Annotated in this window: 1 protein-coding gene; it reads left to right on the forward strand. The window is 41.7% G+C overall.

Translation table 11 applies throughout. The annotated features are described in order from the left end of the window. A partial coding sequence (locus DW981_RS14760) for a DDE-type integrase/transposase/recombinase (RefSeq protein WP_118508261.1) occupies positions 1-752 on the forward strand: 752 nt, incomplete at its 5' end. Positions 753-848: the final 96 nt, after the last annotated feature.

Here is an 848-nt window from a genome sequence, read left to right on the forward strand (position 1 = left end):
TAGGTCTCTCTTTGCGAAAAACCGCTCAAGCTCTCCGAGACATTCATGGAATAAAAATATCTCATCAACAAGTAGCGAATTACTGTACTACTGCCGCCATCTGTGTAAAGCCTTTCACCGACAATTACGATTACAAAGTTGGTAAAGTATTAACTGCTGACGAAACCTACATAAAAATCAAAGGTATAAAAGGTTACATCTGGTTTATTATGGACGCTGCAAAACGCTCCATCCTCGGATACCAAATCTCTGATAATCGTGGTGTTGGTCCATGCATTCTTTCCATGCGTATGGCATTAAAACACTACAAAGAAAAACTACCAGAACACTTTAAATTTATCGCCGACGGATACAGCGCATACCCATTAGCAGCTCAACAATTCTTCCGCCAGTTTGGTGGAAAATTTAAGTTTGATATCACCCAAGTAATCGGCCTTACCAACGATGATGAGGTATCTACCAAATATCGCCCTTACAAACAGATGATTGAACGACTTAACAGAACCTACAAAGAATCCTATCGTCCTACCAACGGTTTTGATAACATCGAAGGCGCCAACTACGATTTAGCTCTCTGGGTAACTTATTACAACTTCCTGCGTCCCCATAGGCACAATGGTTATCGTGTCCTGAATCATGTACAAGAGCTTGATAATGCCGATAACATGCCAGGAAAATGGCAACTACTAATCTATCTAGGACAATGCAGAATTAAACAAATGCAACAGGGTGAAGCCCATAACTGTTCCTAGATTCAAAGCCCGAGGTTAATATCAGCCACCGTAAGCAACGCTTACGGCTGTGTCCTTGAAGGCACACAGAGGCAATGCTAAAATGCTGTGATGCGA

The organism is Clostridium sp. AM49-4BH, from assembly GCF_003478335.1.
GTDB lineage: Bacteria > Bacillota > Clostridia > Lachnospirales > Lachnospiraceae > Butyribacter.